Annotated in this window: 20 protein-coding genes; 9 read left to right on the top strand and 11 right to left on the bottom strand. The window is 65.3% G+C overall.

Features of this window, described 5'->3' with window-relative positions:
• Entirely contained in the window at positions 1-1,239 is a 1,239-nt protein-coding gene (locus K7I12_RS14060; RefSeq protein ID WP_331460595.1) for an NAD(P)/FAD-dependent oxidoreductase, read from the bottom strand.
• A 319-nt stretch (positions 1,240-1,558) separates the two neighbouring features.
• On the opposite strand from K7I12_RS14060, the gene K7I12_RS14055 reads away from it, so the two are divergent.
• Positions 1,559-4,363: a nitrate reductase gene (locus K7I12_RS14055; RefSeq protein ID WP_231664479.1), complete on the top strand. Its 2,805-nt coding sequence runs from the start codon at positions 1,559-1,561 to the stop codon at positions 4,361-4,363.
• Complete coding sequence (gene cobA, locus K7I12_RS14050; RefSeq protein ID WP_031382743.1) at positions 4,323-5,231, top strand: uroporphyrinogen-III C-methyltransferase; 909 nt, start codon at positions 4,323-4,325, stop codon at positions 5,229-5,231. The genes K7I12_RS14055 and cobA overlap by 41 nt, the downstream gene beginning before the upstream one ends.
• A gap of 335 nt (positions 5,232-5,566) precedes the next feature.
• Here the strand turns inward: cobA and K7I12_RS14045 are convergent, their stop codons facing one another.
• The gene (locus tag K7I12_RS14045; protein ID WP_160171084.1) at positions 5,567-5,743 is read right to left on the bottom strand and encodes a hypothetical protein; all 177 of its coding nucleotides are present in this window, start codon (positions 5,741-5,743) and stop codon (positions 5,567-5,569) included.
• A gap of 27 nt (positions 5,744-5,770) precedes the next feature.
• Positions 5,771-6,256 carry a GNAT family N-acetyltransferase gene (locus K7I12_RS14040; RefSeq protein ID WP_231664478.1) on the bottom strand — a complete coding sequence of 162 codons (486 nt, stop codon included), beginning with the start codon at positions 6,254-6,256 and terminating at the stop codon, positions 5,771-5,773.
• Positions 6,257-6,758: 502 nt separating this feature from the next.
• On the opposite strand from K7I12_RS14040, the gene fdhF reads away from it, so the two are divergent.
• The 3 genes from fdhF to K7I12_RS14025 all read left to right on the top strand — a co-directional run bounded on the left by fdhF (position 6,759) and on the right by K7I12_RS14025 (position 11,358).
• Positions 6,759-9,740 (top strand): formate dehydrogenase subunit alpha, encoded by a 2,982-nt coding sequence (gene fdhF, locus K7I12_RS14035; RefSeq protein WP_231664477.1) that lies wholly within the window; start codon positions 6,759-6,761, stop codon positions 9,738-9,740.
• Positions 9,740-10,225, top strand: coding sequence for a DUF1641 domain-containing protein (locus tag K7I12_RS14030; protein ID WP_031382746.1), 486 nt, complete (start codon positions 9,740-9,742; stop codon positions 10,223-10,225). Before fdhF ends, K7I12_RS14030 begins: the two co-directional genes overlap by 1 nt.
• 239 nt (positions 10,226-10,464) lie before the next feature.
• Complete coding sequence (locus K7I12_RS14025; protein ID WP_031382747.1) at positions 10,465-11,358, top strand: dihydrodipicolinate synthase family protein; 894 nt, start codon at positions 10,465-10,467, stop codon at positions 11,356-11,358.
• A gap of 33 nt (positions 11,359-11,391) precedes the next feature.
• Here K7I12_RS14025 and K7I12_RS14020 read toward each other — a convergent pair whose 3' ends face one another.
• A complete protein-coding gene (locus K7I12_RS14020; protein WP_031382748.1) occupies positions 11,392-11,823 on the bottom strand; it encodes a GFA family protein in 432 nt (143 codons plus the stop codon).
• A gap of 101 nt (positions 11,824-11,924) precedes the next feature.
• Entirely contained in the window at positions 11,925-12,263 is a 339-nt protein-coding gene (locus K7I12_RS14015; RefSeq protein ID WP_031382749.1) for a hypothetical protein, read from the bottom strand.
• A gap of 189 nt (positions 12,264-12,452) precedes the next feature.
• Here K7I12_RS14015 and K7I12_RS14010 point away from each other — a divergent pair, with 189 nt between their 5' ends.
• Positions 12,453-13,355 (top strand): LysR substrate-binding domain-containing protein, encoded by a 903-nt coding sequence (locus K7I12_RS14010; RefSeq protein ID WP_031382750.1) that lies wholly within the window; start codon positions 12,453-12,455, stop codon positions 13,353-13,355.
• 76 nt (positions 13,356-13,431) lie between these two features.
• Positions 13,432-13,707, top strand: coding sequence for a DMT family transporter (locus K7I12_RS14005; protein ID WP_031382751.1), 276 nt, complete (start codon positions 13,432-13,434; stop codon positions 13,705-13,707).
• Here the strand turns inward: K7I12_RS14005 and K7I12_RS14000 are convergent.
• From K7I12_RS14000 to K7I12_RS13980, 5 genes are all read right to left on the bottom strand, one after another.
• Complete coding sequence (locus K7I12_RS14000) at positions 13,697-13,876, bottom strand: hypothetical protein (protein WP_031382752.1); 180 nt, start codon at positions 13,874-13,876, stop codon at positions 13,697-13,699. The genes K7I12_RS14005 and K7I12_RS14000 overlap by 11 nt on opposite strands.
• 380 nt (positions 13,877-14,256) lie before the next feature.
• On the bottom strand, positions 14,257-14,463 hold the full coding sequence (locus K7I12_RS13995; RefSeq protein ID WP_031382753.1) for a hypothetical protein: 207 nt from the start codon (positions 14,461-14,463) through the stop codon (positions 14,257-14,259).
• A gap of 2 nt (positions 14,464-14,465) precedes the next feature.
• A complete protein-coding gene (locus K7I12_RS13990; protein ID WP_160171085.1) occupies positions 14,466-14,630 on the bottom strand; it encodes a hypothetical protein in 165 nt (54 codons plus the stop codon).
• Between the two features lie 166 nt (positions 14,631-14,796).
• On the bottom strand, positions 14,797-15,534 hold the full coding sequence (locus K7I12_RS13985) for a serine hydrolase domain-containing protein (RefSeq protein ID WP_331460594.1): 738 nt from the start codon (positions 15,532-15,534) through the stop codon (positions 14,797-14,799).
• A gap of 59 nt (positions 15,535-15,593) precedes the next feature.
• Positions 15,594-16,070: a peroxiredoxin gene (locus K7I12_RS13980; protein ID WP_031382755.1), complete on the bottom strand. Its 477-nt coding sequence runs from the start codon at positions 16,068-16,070 to the stop codon at positions 15,594-15,596.
• A 368-nt stretch (positions 16,071-16,438) separates the two neighbouring features.
• On the opposite strand from K7I12_RS13980, the gene K7I12_RS13975 reads away from it, so the two are divergent.
• Both K7I12_RS13975 and K7I12_RS13970 read left to right on the top strand, forming a co-directional pair.
• Positions 16,439-17,197 carry an SRPBCC family protein gene (locus K7I12_RS13975; RefSeq protein WP_231664476.1) on the top strand — a complete coding sequence of 253 codons (759 nt, stop codon included), beginning with the start codon at positions 16,439-16,441 and terminating at the stop codon, positions 17,195-17,197.
• Positions 17,198-17,233: 36 nt separating this feature from the next.
• The gene (locus tag K7I12_RS13970; RefSeq protein ID WP_442908064.1) at positions 17,234-18,385 is read left to right on the top strand and encodes a zinc-binding dehydrogenase; all 1,152 of its coding nucleotides are present in this window, start codon (positions 17,234-17,236) and stop codon (positions 18,383-18,385) included.
• Positions 18,386-18,461: 76 nt separating this feature from the next.
• Here K7I12_RS13970 and K7I12_RS13965 read toward each other — a convergent pair whose 3' ends face one another.
• Positions 18,462-19,370, bottom strand: coding sequence for a LysR family transcriptional regulator (locus K7I12_RS13965; protein ID WP_231664474.1), 909 nt, complete (start codon positions 19,368-19,370; stop codon positions 18,462-18,464).
• Between the last annotated feature and the right edge of the window lie 217 nt (positions 19,371-19,587).

The raw sequence follows: 19,587 nt of genomic DNA, 5'->3' as shown, positions 1-19,587 counted from the left end.
CTATGCGGCCTCCTCGAGAAGCGGTTTGGCATCGCCGGCGCCGAAAAGCAGGGCCTGACGGCAGGTGCCCAGATCGCGCCCGGCCAGTGACTGCTCGAAGTACCAGGGGCCGAAGGCGGTATCGCCGTAGAGAATGGCGCCCTCGATCCGGTTGTCGCGCAGCAGCAGGCGGCGGTAGTCGCCGTGCTGCGGGTCGTGGTAGGTGAGCACCTCGTGCCCGGCGTCGGGCTCGATGGGGCCGAAGGCGTAAAGCAATACGCCGCTGACCTTGAGCTTGGTAGCGCTCGGCGCCTCGACGTAGCCGTCGACGCGGTCGTGGCAGAGACGGGCGGCCAGCACCTCGACTTGGCGCCAGATCGGCTCGACCAGGCCGTAGGTTTGGCCCTCGAACTCGCAGCATTCACCGAGGGCGTGGCTCATTGGGTCGCTGGTGGTCAGCCAGGCATCGACGACGATGCCGCGTGCCGTCTCCAGGCCGGCCCGACGGCCCAACTCGACGTTGGGCACGATGCCGGCGGCGACCACCACGCAGTCGGCCGGGAGCCGCCGGCCGTCCTCGATATGCACCGCGCGAACATGACCGTGACCGTCGCCTTCAAGGCTCGCCAGTCGAGTATTGGGGACGATGTCGAGGCCGCGACAGCGGAGTTCACGACGTAGCAGTTCCGCCGCCGTGGCGTCGAGCTGGCGATTCATCAGCCGCTCGCCGCGTTGCAACAACGTGACCTGCATGCCGCGCTTACGCAGCCCCTCGGCGGCTTCCAGTCCGAGCAGTCCGCCGCCGACAACCACCGCGTGTCGGCCAGTCTGGCTGGCTCGGGTCAGTGCCCTGGCATCATCGAGATCGCGAAAACCCTGCACGCCAGCGAGTTCGATGCCCGGCACGTCGGGCATCGCCGGGCGCGAGCCGGTGGCCAGCACCAGGCGGTCGTAGCCGATCTCGCGGCCGCTGCCGGTGGTCACGCGTTGGCGGCCACAGTCGATCTCGCTGACCCGCTCACCCAATATCAGCTCGACGCCTTGCTCGGCGTACCAGCCGGCATCGCGTAGGGTCAGGGCGTCGCGCGTGGTTTCGCCGGCAAGCCAGCTCGATAACAGAATGCGGTTGTAGGCCGGGGTGCGCTCGTCGCCGATCACGCTGATTCGCCGCGGCCGGTGCTCATGTTTGAGCAGGGCTTCCAGCAGGCGGTGGCCCGCCATGCCGTTGCCGACAATCAGCAGATGTTCGTGAGGCTGCACGGCGGTTCCTCCCAGGTTGATCGATGTTCGTATCCAATAAAGCCAACCGCGTGCCAAGGCTATGTTTGGCGCTGTTATTTCATGGGCTTGATGAGGAAATGCTTGCGGGTGAGGCTGCCGGGGAACGGTTGAGACGATCATTCGCTGTGCAGTGGCGGTGGGCCGTGCACCAGGCTAGCGCGCAGTTAGGCGAGATGGGGGCGAAAGCCGAGCGCCGACTCGCGCATTAAGTGATCAACGATATGATTTAGCGATAAAAAGCCGTTGTCGGTCTCGCGCTTGCTTATTCCTCCAACAGCGGATTCAACGAAGGATGGCCATGCGCGTTTGTACCACCTGCCCCTATTGCGGGGTCGGCTGCGGGGTGATCGTCACCCGCGACGGCCGGACGGCGACCGGCGTCGAGGGCGACCGCGCGCATCCGGCCAATCATGGGCGGCTGTGCGTGAAGGGCTCGGCGCTCGCCGAGACGCTGGGCCACCACGGGCGGCTGATGCGACCCCGGGTCGATGGCCTCGAGGTCGACTGGGACACGGCTTTGTCGACCGTCGCCGAGCGACTCAAGGCGACCCAGGCCGCGCACGGGCGCGAAGCGGTGGCGGCGTATCTCTCCGGGCAACTGCTGACCGAGGACTATTACGTCGCCAACAAGCTGTTCAAGGGCTTTCTCGGTACGCCGCACCTGGATACCAACTCGCGACTGTGCATGGCCTCGGCGGTGGCCGGCTACAAGCGTGCCTTCGGCGCCGATGCGGTGCCCTGCAACTACGAGGACCTGGAGGAGGCCGAACTGGTGGTGCTGGTGGGCTCCAACCTGGCCTGGAACCACCCGGTGCTCTACCAGCGCCTGCGCACCGCCAAGCAGCGCAACCCACTGATGCGCGTGGTGGTCATCGACCCGCGGGTTACCGACACTTGCGAGATCGCCGACCTCTACCTGGGTATCCGGCCCGGCAGCGATGCGCGGCTGTTCACTGGGCTGCTGGCCTGGATGGACGCCAAGAACCGCCTCGATCGCGTCTACCTGGAGCGGCATACCCAGGGCATCGATGCCGCCCTGGCCGCGGCGCGCGAGGATGACTGTTCCATCGAGGCCATCGCCGCCGACTGCGACGTCGACCCCGAACGCCTGGAAACCTTCTTCTACTGGTTCGCCAGCCAGCTGCAGGTGGTGACGCTCTACTCCCAGGGCATCAACCAGTCGAGCAGCGGCACCGACAAGTGCAACGCGATCATCAACTGCCACCTGGCCGGCGGCAAACTCGGCCTGCCCGGCGCCGGGCCGTTCTCGATCACCGGCCAGCCCAACGCCATGGGCGGGCGCGAGGTGGGCGGGCTGGCCAACCAGCTCGCCGCGCACATGGACTACCACACGCCCGGCGCCATCGATCGCGTCACCCGCTTCTGGACCACCGACACGCTGACGCCGCGTCTGCCCGACGGTCCCGGCCACAAGGCGGTCGAGCTGTTCGATGCCATCCAACGCGGCGAGATCCGCGCCGTGTGGATCATGGCCACCAACCCCGGCGTCAGCCTGCCCGACGCCAACCGCGTGCGGCGCATCCTCGAGGCCTGCCCGCTGGTGATCGTCTCCGACTGCATGGCCAACGCCGACATTCTGCCGTACGCCGACATCGTGCTGCCGGCCTCGAGCTGGTCCGAGAAGGACGGCACCGTAAGCAACTCCGAGCGGCGCATCTCGCGCCAGCGCGGTCTGTTGCCGCCGCCCGGTGAGGCGCGCCACGACTGGTGGATCATCAGCCAGGTGGCGTGCCGACTGGGCTTCGCCGAAGCCTTCGCCTATACGCACCCGGGTGAGATCTTCGACGAGCACGCCCGGCTGTCCGACTTCGAGAACTACCCTGACAACCAGGGTCAGGGCGCACGCCTCTTCGATATTTCCGGTCTCGCCGGGCTCGACCGCGCCGCCTACGACGCCCTTGAGCCGATCCAGTGGCCGGTCAACGCCCGCGCGCCCCAGGGCACCGCGCGGCTGTTCACCGATGGCCGCTTCGCCACCCCGGACGGTCTGGCCCGGCTGATTCCGGTGCGTCCGTGTGGACCCCGACAAGCACTCAGCGAGGCGCGTCCGCTGCGACTGAACAGCGGCCGGGTGCGCGATCAGTGGCACACCATGACCCGTACCGCGCGTTCGCCGCGGTTGATGAACCACCGTAGTGAGCCGTTCATCGAGGTGAATCCCAATGACGCCGAACGCTACGGTGTGAAGGATCAGCAACTGGCGCGACTCGAGGGCGCCGGCGGCGACTATCTCGGCCGGGTGCGGGTCTCCAATGCGCAGCGGCGCGGCGAGGTGTTCGTGCCGATGCACTGGAACGACAGCTTCAGCGGCCAGGCGCGCATGGGCGGGTTGCTCGCCGCGCACCTCGACCCGGTGTCCGGCCAACCCGAATCCAAACATGGCGCGGTGAGTCTCGCGCCACTGGCGCCCGGCTGGGAGGCCACACTGATTCTCGCCGCCGATAGCGACTGTGAGTTCGTCTGGCGTGACGAGAGCACGTACTGGGCCTACATCCCGCTGGCAAACAGCCGGCGCTGGCAACTCGCCGGTGGAGAAGTGGGAAGCGCCTGCGGCGGGGTTGAGAGCGCCTGCGGCGGGGTTGAGAGCGCCTGCGGCGGGGTTGAAAAAGTATCTCGCGACTGGCTGGCCTGGGCCAGGCAACATCTACCCGGCGAACCGGCGCTGTGGGCCGAGGATGCCGCCAGCGGCCGCCTGCGCGCCGCCGGTTTCGCGGGCGGCCGGCTGAGCTGGTGGCTGATGGTCGGCTCGCCTCTAGAGCTGCCTGCGCTTCACTGGCTCGACGAGCGCTTCGCCGAGGCCGCCGCCGGCGAAGCGCTGCCCAGCGACCTGCGTCGTCGCCTGCTGGCCGGTTGCGACGCCGGAGAGGCCGACGCCGGGCCTACCGTGTGCAGCTGCCATCAGGTCGGCAGGAAGGCGATCGTCGAGGCGATCCGCGCCGGCGACGACGATGTCGAGGCGCTGGGTGCACGGCTGGCTTGCGGCACCCAGTGCGGCTCGTGCATTCCCGAACTCAAGTCCCTGATCGAAGAGGAGGCGGCCCATGCCGGCACCGAGCAAGCGCTTGTACACGAAGCGGTTTGATCGCGCGGACCTATTGGCGCGCGTGGGCGCCGGGGCGAATCGCGCCTGGACGGCGCTGGCCGGGTGGGTCCCGGTTGGGCACGATACGCCCGAGCTGGGGTCGGGCGACGCCCGGCCGGGGCGCGTCTATCTGGTCGGCGCCGGGCCGGGCAGCGCCGATCTGCTCACCCTGCGTGCCGCGCGACTGCTGAATCAGGCCGACGCCATCGTCTACGACCGGCTGGTTGGCGACGCCATCCTGGCGATGATTCCCGCCGGCCGCGAGCGCTACTACGTCGGCAAGGCGCGCGGCCATCACAGCGTGCCGCAGGCCGAGATCGGCGCATTGCTAGTCAAGCTGGCCGGGGAGGGCAAGTCGGTGGTGCGCCTGAAGGGCGGCGACCCTGGCGTGTTCGGACGCATGGGCGAGGAACTCGCCGCGCTGGCCGAGGGCGCGATACCCGCCGAGATCGTCCCCGGCATCACCGCCGCCTCCGGCGCCGCCGCGGCGATGGGCATGGCGCTCACCGACCGCGCCCACGCTCAGCAGCTGCGCTTCGTCACCGCCCAGCTGTGCCGCGAGGGTGGAGCGCCCGACTGGGCCTCGCTTGCCCGTACCGACGAGACCCTGGTGTTCTACATGGGGCTGGCCAAGGTCGAAGCGATCTGCCACGGCCTGCGAGAAGCCGGCCTGCCCGACGACTGGTCGATCATGCTGATCAGTAACGCCTCGCTGGCCGACCAGCAGTCGCTGCTCGGCACGCTCGGCGACATGCCCGAGAAGCTGGCCGAGAACCCGCTGCCGTCGCCTTGTCTGATCGTTGTGGGGGGCGTGGTGAGGATGGCGGAGGTGACGCGGTGGCAAGAAGAAGTGGCGGAGCAGGCGTGAGGGGCTTTGCCCTCTGCCTCTTCAATCAGCCAGTCGATAAACCGCTGCACCGTCGATGGGGCGTTGCCGGTGACGGGCAGGATCAAATCGTAGGTGAACGGCGAGTCGATCACGTAGCGGTCGCCGAAGGGACGCACCAGCACGCCGCTGGCTAGGCGGTCGGCGACCACGGCTTGCCGCGCGCCTCGGAGTAACGAGGCATGAGTGTCTCCTTTCGCCCCCTGGTCGGTTTATAAGAACAGGGTATCAAAGGGCACGACACTCATCCTGACACTGGGGGCCATGAACGGTTCCAGAACGCCCACGCCCTGTGACGATTCGGTGTTGAGTTGCACTCACGCTTGCCGGTCCATCGACATGTCGGCCAGCGGCTTGATGACGCTGTTCTGTCTGGTGCTCGGTTTCCAGCAGGTCGCCATTAAGGCGGTGGCTGCGGATCTCTCGCCCTGGCCCAGGTCGGCCTGCGCTCGCTGGTGGCGCTGCTCGCCCGCTGGTGCGGCATCGGGATCCATTCTGGGCGGCATCGTGCTGGTCAGTCGCTAGCGCAACGCCTTGTGCATGATGTGCGTATCGACGAGCCCGTGGCGGGCGTGGCGGTAGCCGCCCGGCACCGTGCCGATGATATTAAAGCCCAGCGATTGCCAGAGCCCGATGGCGGCCTCGTTGGTTGCGACGACCGCGTTGAACTGCATCGCTTGGTAGCCCGCCTCGAGGGCCTGGTCCTGGGAGTGCAGGCAGAGCGCACGCGCCACCCCCTTGCCGCGCGCCTCGGGGGCGACCATGTAGCCGCAGTTGCAGACGTGATCCCCCGGCCCGGCGGCGTTGGGCTTCAGGTAGTACGAACCGAGGACCACGCCGTCCTCCTTGGCGACATAGGTGAGCTGCGGGAGTTTGCACCACAGGGCATAGGCGTCGTCGAAGGTGATTTCCGGGTCGAAGGCGTAGGTTTCCCGCGACTCGACCACGGCCTTGAAGGTCGGCCAGAAAAGCGCGAAATCGTCTGGGGTGATCGGCGTTATCTGCATGAGACTGTCTCCGGAGCGCGAGCCGCTATCCTCGCAGGGCGGGGCGCGGTGGGCAATCGGGGCTTTGTGGCCAAAAGCGTTGGCCGGTACTGGGTCACTTTACTTGGCCATTAACATTCGCTCGTCGACTTTTCAGACAGTGCCTAGTCGAGGATAGGTTGCTAACTTCGACAACCGTTGGCGCCTTGACTAGGGTTTCAGGGAGGCAATGGATTGGCTCTGGCATCGCACAGTCTTTCGATCATGGTGATGATGCCCCGATGGCCTGTCTATCACGCTGCAGCGCCCTGCGCGATGGATCGATGCAGGTTGGCCTGGGGCCAATTTCTCGTTTTCACCCATCTTGCAGGCCTGTACAGGTCACCGGCAGGCGGCCCGAGCCCCGATCATTGCCTGGCCTGTTCGGTCTAGGTTGGGTCCTGCGACCCGACCGTCCGCGACGACCGATACAGCGCCCACAACAACCCGACCGACCGATGGGCCTGACAGGGAGAGATCAGCCATGGCCAAGGCCAACGTTAGCGATTGCACGATCGTCTATGATGGGGAGCGCCTGACGGGCAAGGCGGGCACGCCGCTCGTTCAATTTCTCGAAGCGCACGACATCGACCTGCCGCACGTGTGCTACCACCCCTCGCTGGGCCCGCTCGAGACCTGCGACACCTGCTGGGTCGAGATCGATGGCGAGCTCAAGCGCGGCTGTACGATCCGCGCGGAAGAAGGATTGGCGGTATCCAGCCAGGACGACTTCGCCAAGGCCGCCCGTGAAGAGGGCATGGACCGACTGCTGGGCAAGCACGAGCTGTATTGCACGGTATGCGAGAACAACACCGGCGACTGCACCCTGCACAACACGATGGTGGACATGCAGATCCCCATCCAGCGTTACAAATTCCAGCGCAAGCCCTACGAAAAGGACGAATCCAGCCCGTTCTACACCTACGATCCCGACCAGTGCATCCTTTGCGGACGCTGTGTCGAGGCCTGCCAGAACGTCGAGGTCAACGAGACGCTGACCATCGACTATTCGATGGACAATCCGCGGGTACTCTGGGATGGCGGCGAGAAAATCGACGATTCCAGCTGCGTGCATTGCGGCCATTGCGTCACCGTCTGCCCGTGCAACGCGCTGATGGAAAACACCATGCAGCCCGATGCCGGGCCGTTCACGGCGATGCCGCAGTCGCTCAAGCGACCGATGATCGACATCATCAAGACCCTCGAGCAGACCGTCAGCGCCACGCCGGTGAGCGGGCTGTCCGAGATGGACATGCACTGGCGCCAGCCGGAGATCAAGCGCACCAAGACCGTCTGCACCTATTGCGGGGTCGGCTGTTCCTTCGAAATGTGGACGCGCGATCGACATATCCTTAAAGTCCAGCCGGTGGCCGAGGCCCCGGCCAACGGCATCTCGACCTGCATCAAGGGCAAGTTCGCCTGGGATTTCGTTAACAGCGAAAAACGCCTGACCATGCCGCTGATCCGCGAGAACGGGCGCTTTCGCGAAGCCGGCTGGGACGAAGCGCTCGACCTTGTCGCTCGCCGTCTGATCGAGACTCGTGACAAGTACGGTGCAGACAGCCTGGGCTTTATCGGTTCGAGCAAGGCGAGTAACGAAGAGGCTTACCTGACCCAGAAGATCGCCCGGCTGATCATCGGCACCAACAGCGTCGACAATTCGTCGCGCTACTGCCAGAACCCGGCCACCAAGGGCTTGTTCCGCACCGTCGGCTATGGCGGCGACGCCGGCTCCATCGAGGATATCCAGAAGGCCGAAGTCGTGGTGATCGTCGGCAGCAATACCGCCGAGAACCATCCTGTCATCGCCTCGCGGATCAAGGCGGCGCAGAAACTGCACGGCCAGAAGGTGATCGTCATCGACCCGCGCAAGCACGAGATGGCCGAACGCGCCGACATCTACCTGAAGCCCAAGGCCAGTACCGACCTGATCCTGGCCTCGGCGCTGTCGCGCTACATGTTCGACAACGGCTACGCGGATCAGCAATTCCTCGACAAGTGGGTCAACCAGGTCGACGAATACCGCGAGTCGCTGGAGCCGTTCACCCTGGAGTTCGCCGAGGAAAAGACCGGCATCTCCAGACAGGAGCTGATCGATACCGCAGAGATGATCGGCAAGGCGGGGAGCGTCAGCCTGCTGTGGGCGATGGGCATCACCCAGCACAGCCATGGCTCGGATACCAGCACGGCGCTGTCCAACCTGCTGGTGGTCACCGGCAACTACGGCAAACCGGGCACCGGTGGCTACCCGATGCGTGGCCACAACAACGTTCAGGGTGCCAGCGACTTCGGCTGCCTGCGCAACATGTATCCCGGCTACGAGAAGGTTACGGATGATTCCGCCCGCGAACGCTGGGCCAAGGGCTGGGGCGTGGACAAGGAGCGGCTCTCCGACAAGGTCGGCGAGGGCAACTTCTTGATGGTGCAGTCCGCCGAGAAGGAAAAACTCAAGGCGATGTACGTCATCGGCGAAGAAACCGCCTTCTCGGATGCCGATAGCGCCAACGTGCATTCGGCCTTCGAGAAGCTCGACTTCATGGTCGTGCAGGATATCTTCATGAGCCGCACCGCCGAGTTTGCCGACGTGGTGCTGCCGGGCTGTCCGAGCGTCGAGAAGGAGGGCACCTTCGTCAACACCGAGCGGCGTATCCAGCGTTTCTACGAAGTCATGCCGCCGCTCGGCGACAGCCGGCCCGACTGGCGCATCCTCACCGACCTGGCCGCACGCATGGGCCATGACTGGGGCTACACCCATCCCTCGCAGATCATGGAGGAGTGCGCCAGCATCTCGCCGCTGTTCGCCGGGGTGACCTACGAGCGCCTCGAAGGCTGGAAGTCGCTGCAATGGCCGGTCAAGGCCGACGGCAGCGACTCGCCCTTGCTGTATACCGAGGGTTTTCACAGTGAGGACGGCAAGGCCAGCCTCTACCCGCTGGAGTGGAAGGAGCCCGATGAGGCCCCCGACGAGAAGTATCGATTCTCGCTGGACAACGGGCGCATGCTCGAGCACTTCCAGGCCACCAACCAGACCGGTCGCGGGCCGCGCATCTGGGAGGAGGCCCCGGGCTGGTTCGTCGAGGTCAGCCACGAGCTTGCCGCCGAAAAGGGCATCGAGGATGGCACCTGGGTTTGTCTTTCCTCGCGTCGCGACAGCATCGAGGTCAGGGCACTGGTCACTAGTCGGGTCAGCGGCGATACGCTGTTTTTGCCGATTCACCAGGGCAAGCCCGGCGTCAACGCGCTGACCGGCGAGCACCACGATCCCGATGTCGATACGCCGGCCTACAAGGAAACCGCGGTCAACCTCGAGGTGCTCGATCGGGAGAAGGGCGAGCCGCCGCTGAAGCGCAACAACTATCGCTATGGCCACCGGACGCCGACACAGGGCGTGCCGGTCGAGGTCAAGTGGATGCAGAAGGATTACGTGGAACCGCCTGCCCAGCAATCCAATCCGAGGAAAATGTAATGGCTGAACGCATTTCACATACCGTGACGCCGCCCAAGATCGGCCCGGATGCGCACGAAGAGCTCGAGCGGTTGCTGCAGACCATGCACGAGCACGGTGTATTGCGCTTTGCCAACGACGTGGTGGCCGCCAATCCGCAGATCGCGCAGGTCCTCGTCGGTGGGCTCCAGAAGGAGGGCACCCTCAATGCGATCCAGAACGCTTCCGTGCTGGGCATGGCGCTGTCGACCATCGAGCCCAGGGACTTCTATCGCGTCACGTTCGCCTTGCGCGATGGTCTCCAGCGTGTCAGCCAGCACAGCCCCGAGGACGATGACGGCGATACGCCGGGGGTGACCGGCGCCTACAGGATGCTTCACGACGAGACGCTATGGCACGCCCTCACGCCATTGCTCGATGGGCTCAAGGCGTTCGCCGAACGGCTCGACAAGCCGGTGGACAAACCGGTGACCGACTTCACCGGCAAGCCCACTGATGGCCCTTAGGCGCTATCGAGACTTCCAGCGCTTGAGGAAACGAGCAAACGCTAAAAAGCCGCGGGTGTATCCGGCTGCGCATCGAGCCCTTCGCCGCGTACACGCCGCGGCTTTCGCGTGTTGCCTTGCCGTTGATAGTGGCTATTTCCATAATGCAAGGGGGAGACTTTCCTCTCGCATGGATGGATGTCGGCCGCACCGGTCCAGCATGGTCACTTTCATTGCATTTCGCTGAGGAGAGTCGATCCATGTTTTCCGGTCTGAGTGCCTTTCCCTTGACCCCCATGAAGCATGACGTAGTCGACGAGATGGCCTTTATACGGCTGATCGAGCGCTTGACCGATGCTGGCGTTGACTCCATCGGTGCGCTGGGGTCGACGGGGAATTACGCCTATCTCACCCGGGAGGAACGGGCACGCATCGCGCAACTCGCGGTGAAACATGCCGGCGATGTCCCGGTCATCATTGGCATCAGCGCCTTGAGTACCCGAGAGGTATTGGCGCTAGCCGAAGATGCACAGGAGGCGGGGGCGAGCGCTGTGCTACTGACGCCGATGTCGTATCAGAAATTATCCGAGGATGAAGTCTTCGGACTGTATGAAGCCGTGACACGCCAGCTGTCAGTGCCGCTATGTGTCTACGACAATCCTGGCACCACCCATTTCGAATTCAGTGACGAGCTGCATGGGCGCATCGCCCAACTTCCCAACGTCGGCTCCATCAAGATTCCAGGCGTTCCAGCAGAACCTAATGCCGCCAGGGTGCGTGTCGAGCGTCTGCGAACGTTCATCCCGTCTCATGTCACGATCGGGGTCAGCGGTGACCCCTTGGCAGCCACAGGCATGAATGCTGGGTGTGAGGCCTGGTATTCGGTGGTTGGCGGCCTGTTCCCGAAAACAGCACTGGCCATTACCCGTGCCTCCCAGGCGGGCAATACCCAGGAAGTCCTGCGCCTTTCCGAAAGATTGAACCCGCTGTGGGCACTGTTCAGCCAACATGGCGGCAGCCTACGCGTGGTAGCCACAGCAGCGGAACTCAAGGGCTTGGCCGCGTCTCCCTGCTTACCGCGGCCACTCAAAGCGCTGGAAGGAGCAGACCGACAGGAGCTTGCCGGGCAGTTGCATGAGTTACAGCTGACCTGACGCGGAGTGCAAGGCATGATCCGCCGCCCGCCGCTAGCCATCGGCCGGTTTCGAGAAAGCCTCGAACACCTCGGCGCCGGTCAGGGTGCGGGTATCGTTGGCAAAATCGTAGTGCGCGGGTTTCTCGTCGATGAAGATCTGCAACGCCATGGCCCAGGGGTCGCCGTTGTCGATCAGCCCCACGGGAAACGCATAGTGGCCGCCCTCCTTGAGGCGATAGAACAAGTGTGTGCCGCAATGGCGACAGAAACCGCGCTCGGCCCACTCCGACGAGGCGTAGACGCTGACGCTCTCCTTGCCGCGCAGGGTCATCGGAGTGCGGCTTTCTATGGCCAGCAGCGGGCCGCCACCCCAGGTCTGGCACATCTGGCAGTGGCAAGCGCTCACTTCATGGCTGTCTAGCTCGACGCTCAGGTTGACGGCGCCGCACAGGCAGGCGCCCTGACATTGATGGTTGGCTGACATGTTCGGATCCTCGTTGTGTTGTTGCCGTTATGTCGAAGCTGTGCGATTTGCGGCATGCCAGCGACGGCGGGCCGCCATCCAGTGTAACCATGGCCGGCGCTTCACAGCTCGCGGCGGCGTTGCCGGCGACGCTGTGCCCGTCGTTTCAGTAACGCTGCGGTGGCGTCCTCTTGTAGCGGCAAGCCGGCGGCCCATTCGATGTCGTCGCGGCAGTGGCCCATGTCGTCGAGGATTGCATCGTCGTAGGCAAGCAGCGGCAAAAAGCGCTGCCTGAAGGCGCGCCGGCGCTTGCGGTCGGCGAATGCGCGGCGCCGGCGCTTTTCGATCGCCTCGATCAGCCCGAGTGGTGGCATCGCCGGCATGTAGAAGTCGGGAAATTGCGTTCGCTCGGGTTGTGGCTCGCCGAACCGCGGACGGTTGGCCTGGTTGAGGTCGTTCATGGCGATGGCTCCTCATGGCCGCTCGCCCCTGCGGGGCGGCCGTTTCAGGGAATGTCGATGAGGGTCGCGACCTCGGGGTCAAGCTTGGCCCGAGCTTATGGTTCAAACAAACGAAAAGAACTACAGTGTGGTTTAAGGAAATCTGAAAGGTAAGCCGGCATGACGACGATTCCACAGCCCTCAGAAGGCATGAACAGCCATGCAGACGTGGCCCGGGTGCCCTCGGCCTTGCCGTTGCTGGACAGCGATGTGTTGCGCACCTTCGTGGCCATCGCCGAAAGCGGCAGCTTCACGCGGGCGGCGCACAACGTGTTTCGCACCCCGTCGGCGCTGAGCATGCAGATCAAGCGGCTCGAGGAGACGCTCGGCCAGTCGCTGTTCGTGCGCGAGGCGCGGCGGGTGCGGCTGACCCCGCAGGGCGAGGTGTTGCTGGGCTATGGCCGCCGCCTGCTGCGCCTCAACGAGGAAGCGGTCGCTCACTTCATCGCGCCGCCGCTGGAAGGCAGCGTGCAGTTCGGCTCGCCCGACGATGTCGGCTCGCGCATCCTGCCGCGTGTGCTGGCGCAGTTCGCACGTTCGCACCCCGGCGTGCAGGTCGAGGTGGTGGTCGGGCGCAGCGTGGACCTGCTCGAGCGAGTGGACGCCGGCGAGTTGGACCTGGCGCTGGTCACCGTCGGCAACCAGGGGCCGCCTGCCGAGCGCGGCGAGGTAGTGTTCAGCGAGCCGTTGGTGTGGGCGAGCCTGGCGGGCGGCGTGGCCATCGAGCGCACGCCGCTACCGCTGGCGCTGGCCAACCACGGTTGTGCCTGGCGCAGTCTGGCGCTCGATGCGCTGGATCGCAGCGGGCTCGATTATCGTGTTGCCTACACCAGCGAGAACTGCGCCGGGCAGGAGGCCGCGCTGCTCGCCGACCTGGCGGTGGCACCGCTGCCGCTGAGTCTTTTGCGCGCGCCGCTGCGGATCGTCGAGGCCGGCGCCGGTCTGCCGGCTATCGGCGAGTATCAGATGGCGATGGTGCGTGGGGCCAATACCGGCTCGGCCTGCGAGGTACTGGGCGGGCACGTCATCGAGGCGCTGCAGGGCTTGCGGTAAATGGGGTACGCCGCGTTCGCCGAAGCGTATCGCTAACCACTTCCAGCTGATCATCGCCGCGGGGGCGCTGGTGCCCTTGGCGGCGTTGCTGGGCGAACTCGAGGCGATCGACGTGACCGGCCCGGTCGTCGCGAGCATGACGTTCCAGACGCTGGTGATCTCGTTCGGCGCGTTGCTGTTGTGGTTCGCGCTGCTGCGGCGTTACCTGGCCTCGCAGCTTGGCGTGTTCTCGTTTTTGTCGCCGGTGTTCGGGGCGCTGTTCGGCGCGCTGCTGCTCGGCGAGCCGCTGACGCTGAATTTCGTTGCCGGCGGCCTCGCCATTGTGTTGGGGATCGTTCTGGTCAGCCGCTGAGGGACTGCCGAACACCAGTCGCTGGCGGGAAGACGAGCCGGCTGGTGACGGCGATGACGGCGATCGTCATCACCAGCACCAGCAGGGCGAGGGGCAGCGTCAGAAAATGGGTCAGTCCACCGATGACGGCGGGCCCCAACAGGAACCCCGTATAGCCGAACGTCGCCACCGAGCCGGCCGATCGTCATGCCGACCGAGAAGGCGAAGAAACCGACGGCGAAGCCGCCTTCCAGCACGCCTTGCAGATAGATGCTGCTCCAGTCGGCGATGGTGCCTTCGGTGAACAGGGCACAAAACGCCACCAGGCACAGCCCGGCGAGTCGAGGGTCGAGTCGCCCCTGATCGCGTGTCGAGGTTTCGTCGTCTGGCGCCGGCATGGGGGGCTGATGGGCGCCGGCCGAAACGGCCAGTGTCGCGGCCGACAGCAAAGCGGCAAGCGAGAGTATCGTTACCGGCCCGAAACCCAGGGGGTGAGCACGCCGGCCAGCGCGGCGCCGGCGCCCCGCCGAGGCTCCAGGCGGCATGGAAAGATGACATGATCGGACGATCTTAGCGGTTCTCGATCAGGCTGCCGCGGGCATTCATGGCGACATCGAGGGCACCGTTGATGGCGCCCAGCAGGACCAGCGCGACCATCAGCGTGACGGTGTCCCGGGCGAAGCAGGGCAGCAACAGCGCCGCGGCGAAGGCGAGCCCCAGTACCCCGCAGATGCGGGTGAGTGGCCAGCGGTCGACCGCCCGGGCGGCCAGCCGCATCCCTATGAGGGCGGCCGCCGCGAAGCCCAACAGCGCCAGCCCAGGACGAACTCCGAAACGCCGACGATCAGCCGCACCGGGGCGATTTCGATTGACCAGACGCCGATGCCGAGAAACGTCAGGGTGTTGCGCCAGCGCATCTGGTGCAGGCGGGCTTCGCTGCTCATGGTTTTTCTCCCTCAAGGGCCGCGGCGTCGCAGCAACGCTGGTGAGTGATGGGCAGGTGCTGTTTCTCGACGGAGGAACGACCGCGTTGCGCCTCGCTGAGTCTCTTTCCTCGCGAACGTTCCAATAACGAAGTCAATGGCTTGATCGATGAGAGAAGCTGGCTGCTCACGGCGCCTCGACGGCTTCGATCAACGCGCCGATCACGGCCTTGGTACGGTCGAGATAGTCGCTACCGTTGGAAGGCGGCGTGGGGTCGGCGGTCATCACGATGGTCATGGCGCGTTGGGGTACCACGAACAGCAACTGCCCGCCATAGCCCCAGCCGTAGTAGACCGGCACGTCGGCCAGCGTGGTGATGAACCAGCCGTAGCCGTAGTCGTCCTGATTGAAGTGCGAGCGGGTGCGCGGCCGCCAGGAGCGCTCGATCCATTCGGCGGGCAGCACGCGTTCGCCGGCGTACTCCCCGCCCTGGCGATAGAGTTCGCCGACACGCAGCAGCGCCTGAGGCGTCAGCCCCATTTCGTTGCCGCCGAAGTAGATGCCCTGCGGGTTGCGGGTCCAGGGCGGAATGGCGATGCCCAGCGGCTCGCCCAGCCAGTCGCGCATCAGCGCCAGGGTGCTGCGCCCGCTGGCCTCGGTCAACGCGGCGGAAAGCAGGTGGCTGTTGCCGGTGGAGTACAGCATGCGCCCGCCGGGTTCGGCGACGAAGGGGCGGGTCAAGGCGTCACGAACCCAGTTGTCGCTGGCCACCCAGCCGCCGTAGTTGGCGCCGGAGGTGCGCTCCAGCCCGGCCTGCATCGACAGCAAATTGCCGACGCTGATGGTCTCGACGCGCGGGTCGATGTCGGCCGGCACACGCTCTCCGAGCAGTTCGACGATCGGCTGGTCGACACCTTCGACCACGCCGCGCTCGATTGTCGAGCCGGCGCCAGCCGGCTCTATTACCGTTCAGCGGCCGAGTCTCAGAGCTTGCCGAGCACCGTTTCGGCGCTGCTCTGATCGACACCCTTGGCATCCACGCCGAGGTATTCGACCACGCCGTCGTCGACGATCATCGCGAAGCGCTTGCTGCGCGTGCCCATGCCGCCGGCGCTGGCGTCCATGTCGAGGCCCAGCGCGCGGGCGAACTCGGCGTTGCCGTCGGCGAGCATGGTAAACGCCTGGGCATTCTGCGCCTTCTGCCAGGCGTCCATGACGAAGGCATCGTTGACCGCCATGCAGGCGATGGCATCGACGCCCTTGGCGAAGATCTCGTCGGCCTTGATGACGAAACCCGGCATATGGGTGTTGGAGCAGCCCGGGGTGAAGGCACCGGGCACGGCGAACAACACTACGCGCTTGCCGGCGAACAGCTCGCCGGTGGAGATGTCCTGGGGCCCGTCGGCGCCGTTGGTCTTGAGGGTGACGTCGGGGATCTTGTCGCCTGTAGCGATGGTCATGTCTGCTTCCTTTCTTGGCTTGCGAATGAACGCTCATCACGGTGCATGTCAGCGCCATGCGATATAGCAAGCGATGGCTCGTCACTATAGCAAGCGGGGCAGTGGAGTAGGAACATCGTTTCTTTAGCTGTTGGGTTCTGTCCTTGTCGGGGCAAGGAATCAGTTAGGGCAAGCGACGCGTCCGGGAGCGATCTACCCTTATGGGTATCGCGCCACAAACGGTGCGGATCGCCCCGGCCTGCGGATGAGCCATTGTCGACTCAATTTTCGCCGACGACGAGCTTGGCCAAGGCAGCCCGCCGTGTCGATTGCTGGAATAGCGGGCGAAGGCGCGGCGCGCATTTGCCAATAGCTCAAGGAGATAGAGCATGACTGATAAATGGCAGGATGACTCACTGGTCGCCATGCGCGGCAAGCCGGCAAGTGCCGGGCGGCTCTCGGGGAGGGAGCGGACCTTTTCCATTCTGGGCGGCTGTCTGTGCGTCGGGCTCGGGATGCGTCGCCACGGCATCGGTCGGCTGGCTCATCTCGTGCTGGGCGGTTTGCTGCTTTCTCGCGGCGCGGCTGGCCATTGCAGCGCCAAGAAGGCGCTGTCGGCGAATTCCTACGAGCAGGACATGGCTGCCGCGCACGACTGGAAGCGCGCCAAGGTGACGTCGCGCAGCGTGACCATCGACAAACCGCGTGAGGAGATCTACCGCTTCTGGCGGGATTTCGCCAACCTCGCCCGGTTCATGAAGCATATCGAACGGGTCGACGTCATCGACGCACGACGCTCGCACTGGGTGGCGAGCCCGGCACCGGGCAAACGTCTCGAATGGGATGCCGAGATTACCGACGAGCGCGAGAACGAGTATATCGCCTGGCAGACCGAGCTGAACGCCGACATCCATCAGGCCGGCTGGGTCAGCTTTCGTGACGCGCCGCGAGGCCAGGGGACCGTGATCCAGGCGGTGTTCGCCTACGAGCCGCCGGCGGGTTATGCCGGACACGCGGTCGCCAGGCTGCTGGGCAAGGACCCGGGCACCCAGACCGGCGGCGACCTGCGCCGCCTGAAACAACTGCTGGAGATCGGCGAGATCACTACCAACGCCGCCCGCCCCGGAGCACAGAGAGGAGGCCGCTGATGCGCGCACTGACATGGCAAGGCACCGACAAGCTGAGTGTCGAAACGATCCCCGATCCGCAGCTCGTCAATCCCCGCATGTCATCGTCCGCGTCACGATGTCGTCGGTCTGCGGCTCGGATCTGCATCTGCTAACGGCTATGTGCCGACGATGAAGCCGGGGGACGTGCTGGGGCACGAGTTCCTCGGTGAAATCGTGGAGCTGGGCAGCGCGGTGACCGGGCTGGCAAAAGGGGATCGGGTGATCACCGTATCGATCATCGGCTGCGGGCATTGCGAGCCCTGCCAGCGCCAGGAGTTCTCCTGCTGCGACAACTCCAACCCCAACCCCGCGACGACGGAAGCACTGTACGGCTATCCCTGCGGCGATATCTTCGGCTACAGCCATGCCTTCGGCGGCTACGCCGGTAGCCGTGCCACCTACGTGCGCGTGCCGTTCGCTGATACCAACGTCTTCAAGGTGCCCGAGGGGATCCGCGACGAACAGGCGTTGTTCGTCTCCGACGCCGTGCCGACCGGTTATTACGGTGCCGATATCGCCGATATCGAGCCTGGCGACACTGTCGCCGTGTGGGGCTGTGGCGGTGTCGGACAGATGGCGATGCGCAGCGCCTATCTGCTGGGCGCCGAGCGAGTCATCGGCATCGACCGCTTCCCCGATCGTCTGGCGCTGGCCAAGGACAAGGCCGGTGCCGAGGTGCTCGACTACACCCGGGTGAACGTGCACGAGGCGCTCGTCGAACTGACCGGCGGCCGCGGGCCGGATCGCTGCATCGATTGCGTGGGGCTGGAGGCGCATACCACCGGGGTGGAACAGCTCTATGACGCGACCAAGCAGAAGCTGTTCATGCAAACCGAACGCGGCGCCGCGCTGTGCCAAGCAATCCGCGCCTGCCGCAAGGGCGGCACGGTATTGGTGCTCGGGGTCTATGCCGGCATGATGGACAAGTTCCCCATGGGTGTGATCGTCAATAAGGCACTCAGCGTACGCTCCGGCCAGCAGCCCGGCCAGCGCTACGTAGCGCGTATCTTCGCACTGGCGACGGGCGCCTGGACCTGGTTCTACGATTACGGCTGGTTCACCGGTTCGGCGCTGGGGGCGGTGGTCTACTACGTCGCCAGCCAGGTACTCGTCAAGCCGGTGGCATCGCCTGCGCCCGGTGCGACTGCCGAGAAAGCCAACGGCTGAGCGCCGAGCGTTCGGGCAAGCAAAGCCACGAGCCCGGCCCTGCGCCGGGCTCATGCTTTTCTGCCCTCGTGGACGGTTAGATGTCGACGCTTCGCGGGCCATCCTCGGGGATGTCGATCATGGCCAGCATGGCGCTGGCGGCCGCCGAGAGCGGGTGGCGCCGGCGCGTGATGACGCCGAGTGCCCGCGGGATGTCGGGCGCGATGAGTCGTCGGTGGGTGATGCCATCGCTGGCGATCTGGCGAAAGCTCAACGAGGGCAGCACGCTGATTCCGACTCCTGCGGCCACCATGCGACCGACGGTGGCGATCTGGCTTGCTTCGCAGATGATGTCCAGGCGTGCGCCGATTCCGGCCATCACGGCGTCGATGTCCTGGCGCGAGCTCGAGCGTCGATTGATGCCGATGAACGGATAGGCCGCAAGCTGCGACCAGGTGACGCTTTCCTGGCCAAGCAAGGGATGCCCGAGAGGGCACACCGCCACGTACCGGTCGACCATCAGCGGTTCGAAGACCAGGTCGTCGGCATTGAGCGGGGCGACGGAAAATCCCATGTCCACGCGTCCCTCGCGCACCAGTTGATTGACCTCGTCGGCGAGCACGTCATGCAGGCTCAGGTTGATACGCGGATGACGCGCACGGAAGTCGGCGATGAGCCCGGGCAGCAGGCCGGCTGCCAGTGTCGGCAAGGCCGCCAGGGTGATCTTGCCGCGCTCCTTGAGGAAGCGTTCGTTGAGGTCCTCGAAGGCCTCCGCCCAGTCGTCCAGCAGGCGCATCGCCACCGGCAGAAAAGCCGCCCCCTCCGGGGTCAGCGCCAACTGGCGGGTCGTTCGTGCGAACAGCGGCCCGCCGACCGTTTCCTCCAGCTTGCGAATGGCAATGCTCAACGCCGGTTGCGAGAGATGAATGCGCTCGCTGGCTTCGGCGAGGCTACGCGATTGAGCAACGGCGACAAAGGCCTTGAGCTGCTTGATGCTGGGATTCATTTGTTTAATTTAATGAAACTTAAAAAATATTCAATATACAAAATAAAAGCCCGGGGCGACTCTGCCAGTGAGCGGTGCCCGCCAGAGGCGCCTCCTAGTGCGCCCGTGAAGGCGTGCACACAACTCGGTGGAAGTCCGAGTCGGGGTAAGCCATGGCCCCGTAGTCGAAGGTAACTGCGTCGCCGCGAGGCGGGGTGGAGAGCAACCGGAGGCGAAC

The sequence above is a fragment of the Halomonas sp. IOP_31 genome, assembly GCF_021151495.1.
GTDB classification, from domain to species: domain Bacteria; phylum Pseudomonadota; class Gammaproteobacteria; order Pseudomonadales; family Halomonadaceae; genus Modicisalibacter; species Modicisalibacter zincidurans.
The sequence above is the reverse complement of the archived record's forward strand: the minus strand, read 5'-3'. Positions and strand labels throughout refer to the sequence as shown.

Bases quoted from the DNA above. Each gene is read 5' to 3' on its own strand.
- K7I12_RS14055 (WP_231664479.1), top strand. From the start codon at position 1,559: ATGCGCGTTTGTACCACCTGCCCCTATTGCGGGGTCGGCTGCGGGGTG.
- cobA (WP_031382743.1), top strand. From the start codon at position 4,323: ATGCCGGCACCGAGCAAGCGCTTGTACACGAAGCGGTTTGATCGCGCG.
- K7I12_RS14045 (WP_160171084.1), bottom strand. From the start codon at position 5,743: ATGGATCCCGATGCCGCACCAGCGGGCGAGCAGCGCCACCAGCGAGCG.
- K7I12_RS14040 (WP_231664478.1), bottom strand. From the start codon at position 6,256: ATGCAGATAACGCCGATCACCCCAGACGATTTCGCGCTTTTCTGGCCG.
- fdhF (WP_231664477.1), top strand. From the start codon at position 6,759: ATGGCCAAGGCCAACGTTAGCGATTGCACGATCGTCTATGATGGGGAG.
- K7I12_RS14030 (WP_031382746.1), top strand. From the start codon at position 9,740: ATGGCTGAACGCATTTCACATACCGTGACGCCGCCCAAGATCGGCCCG.
- K7I12_RS14025 (WP_031382747.1), top strand. From the start codon at position 10,465: ATGTTTTCCGGTCTGAGTGCCTTTCCCTTGACCCCCATGAAGCATGAC.
- K7I12_RS14020 (WP_031382748.1), bottom strand. From the start codon at position 11,823: ATGTCAGCCAACCATCAATGTCAGGGCGCCTGCCTGTGCGGCGCCGTC.
- K7I12_RS14015 (WP_031382749.1), bottom strand. From the start codon at position 12,263: ATGAACGACCTCAACCAGGCCAACCGTCCGCGGTTCGGCGAGCCACAA.
- K7I12_RS14010 (WP_031382750.1), top strand. From the start codon at position 12,453: ATGAACAGCCATGCAGACGTGGCCCGGGTGCCCTCGGCCTTGCCGTTG.
- K7I12_RS13995 (WP_031382753.1), bottom strand. From the start codon at position 14,463: ATGCGGCTGGCCGCCCGGGCGGTCGACCGCTGGCCACTCACCCGCATC.
- K7I12_RS13990 (WP_160171085.1), bottom strand. From the start codon at position 14,630: ATGAGCAGCGAAGCCCGCCTGCACCAGATGCGCTGGCGCAACACCCTG.
- K7I12_RS13980 (WP_031382755.1), bottom strand. From the start codon at position 16,070: ATGACCATCGCTACAGGCGACAAGATCCCCGACGTCACCCTCAAGACC.
- K7I12_RS13975 (WP_231664476.1), top strand. From the start codon at position 16,439: ATGACTGATAAATGGCAGGATGACTCACTGGTCGCCATGCGCGGCAAG.
- K7I12_RS13965 (WP_231664474.1), bottom strand. From the start codon at position 19,370: ATGAATCCCAGCATCAAGCAGCTCAAGGCCTTTGTCGCCGTTGCTCAA.